The organism is Vibrio sp. LB10LO1, from assembly GCF_010092875.1.
GTDB lineage: Bacteria > Pseudomonadota > Gammaproteobacteria > Enterobacterales > Vibrionaceae > Vibrio > Vibrio campbellii.
This window is the reverse complement of the sequence record NZ_JAADJW010000080.1, coordinates 1-1,980: the sequence shown is the minus strand read 5'-3', so window position 1 is coordinate 1,980 and position 1,980 is coordinate 1. Positions and strand designations below refer to the sequence as shown.

Annotated in this window: 2 protein-coding genes and 1 pseudogene; 1 reads left to right on the top strand and 2 read right to left on the bottom strand. The window is 41.8% G+C overall.

Features of this window, described 5'->3' with window-relative positions:
* Positions 1-149: 149 nt before the first annotated feature.
* On the top strand, positions 150-1,145 hold the full coding sequence (locus GXP65_RS24865) for a hypothetical protein (RefSeq protein WP_162093950.1): 996 nt from the start codon (positions 150-152) through the stop codon (positions 1,143-1,145).
* A gap of 219 nt (positions 1,146-1,364) precedes the next feature.
* Here the strand turns inward: GXP65_RS24865 and GXP65_RS24860 are convergent, their stop codons facing one another.
* The gene (locus GXP65_RS24860) at positions 1,365-1,667 is read right to left on the bottom strand and encodes a hypothetical protein (RefSeq protein ID WP_162093949.1); all 303 of its coding nucleotides are present in this window, start codon (positions 1,665-1,667) and stop codon (positions 1,365-1,367) included.
* Between the two features lie 236 nt (positions 1,668-1,903).
* Positions 1,904-1,980 (bottom strand): annotated as a pseudogene (locus GXP65_RS24850) (type II toxin-antitoxin system mRNA interferase toxin, RelE/StbE family); the annotation flags it as partial.

The following is a 1,980-nucleotide window of genomic DNA, read 5'->3' as shown; positions in this document are numbered from 1 at the left end:
ACTAACAAACTGCTCAAGAGGGATTCGCAACGCGTGGCATTTTTACTATGCGTTGAATTTAGTGATTAAGGTGGTATGCGGCGGCTTCGGTATTGCGTTGCTCACCCCTTAGCAGGGCGTTAGCTAAATAAAATAATAATGAGGTAACTATGGGTTGGAAAGGTACAGTTAGATCTATTAATGCAGCTGCAAAGCGCGCAGATCGAAACGCAAAAAAACGTCAACGTGAAATTGAAAAAAAGCAAAAGCAGTATGCGAAAATGCAAGAACTGGAGCAAGCTGCGTATGAAGTCGACGTTTTTGAAAATCATATAGAAATTGTTCAGTCCATGCACAAAGAGTGTAGAGATGAAATTAACTGGCATCAAATTTCTTTGTCTAACGAGCCTATAAAACCAGTGTTTTCAAATGTGTTAGAGCAAAAAGCAACGCAGCTAAAAGAAGCATACAAACCTAGCTTCATTGACAAATTGTTTAAGCGAGTCGATTCAAAGCTTTCAGCTTTAAATCTTGCTATAGAATCAGCTAAACAAAAAGACAGTAATAACTATGAAGCTTCACTCAAAACTTGGGAACAGGAGTGTGAAGATTGGGCGGATAGCGTCGAACAGGCAAAGAAAGTATTAGCGGGCTCTCCTAAAGCCAAAATCGAAGTGATTAAAGAAATGAGCCCTTTTAGTGAGATTGATGCGTTGGGTTCAAGTCTTCACTTGTCCATCTCTGATACATCGTTAGTAACTGTGAATGTACACATTCATGGTGAAGATATCATTCCTAGCGAACAAAAGAGCCTGTTAAAGAGCGGCAAGTTGTCGGTCAAAAAAATGCCTGTAGGCAAGTTCAACGAAATCTATCAGGATTATGTTTGTAGCTCAGTCCTGCGAGTTGCACGTGAGCTGTTTGCAATATTGCCCGATGAATTTGTGGTAATAAATGCAACCGACAAATTGCTTAATAAAGCAACGGGACACTTGGAAGAATCAAATGTTCTTTCGGTGTATATCTCTAGGGCTACGTTAGGTGGGACTAACATGGAAACAATAGACCCTTCCGACTGCATGAAAAACTTTATTCATAATATGTCTTTCAAAAAGACCAAAGGCTTTGAGGCTGTCGAAACAGTGGACGTTGAAGCTGTAGCGTAACTTATTTAGCTAACAAACAATTTAAGAGTGATTCAGCACGCTCGGCATTTTTGGTTTGGGTCTAGTTTAGTGATTACGGCGTCCAATTTGAGTGTTGTGGTAGCGTGCTTCACACCTTAATTGGGCGTTAGTCGCCAGAAAAAGCTAGTAATTAAAATCATGTTTCTAAGCTCAGAATTTGGCGGATGATCGTTTGATACGCAGACGCGTCGTCGATGGTCAAAACTCTGCTTCAACTGTTTCAAGTCCCAAGTTTTGTAAATGTCCTAGCGGTTGTTTTGTTCTTTGGTGCTGACAGAGTAGGGCGATCGAGAGTCTGTTTTTGGTTGCAACTCCGCTCGGTGAGTTTGTCGGCACAAAAGCCGATTTACTCGCTGAAATGACGTTTTCTCTGGTGTTGTAAATTCCACGTGGTTTCAGTGACTTTATTGAAAGTCCGCACTGTGAGATTGGTTTTGCAAAAGCGTTTTTTGGTGTTGTCAGTCCGTTTTCTACGGTGCTGTTTGTTCCAAGTGGTTTCATTGAGTAGCCGCTTTGAAACTACGCCTGACTTAAGTGCATCAAAGCACATAAAGTTTGTTGTTCGCAAAGTTTAGTTTGGCTTAAAATTGTCGCTCGGTGCCTCGCGACTAACAAACTGCTCAAGAGGGATTCGCAACGCGTGGCATTTTCACTATGCGTTGAATTTAGTGATTAAGGTGGTTTGCGGCGGCTTCGGTATTGCGTTGCTCACCCCTTAGCAGGGCGTTATACCGCAATCAATCATCTAACCTTTTCATAGCTTTACGGTAAACATCGCTACGTTCGCGTTTTCCGACTGCTAAGACGGTTACAA

Bases quoted from the DNA above. Each gene is read 5' to 3' on its own strand.
- GXP65_RS24860 (WP_162093949.1), bottom strand. From the start codon at position 1,667: ATGAAACCACTTGGAACAAACAGCACCGTAGAAAACGGACTGACAACA.
- GXP65_RS24865 (WP_162093950.1), top strand. From the start codon at position 150: ATGGGTTGGAAAGGTACAGTTAGATCTATTAATGCAGCTGCAAAGCGC.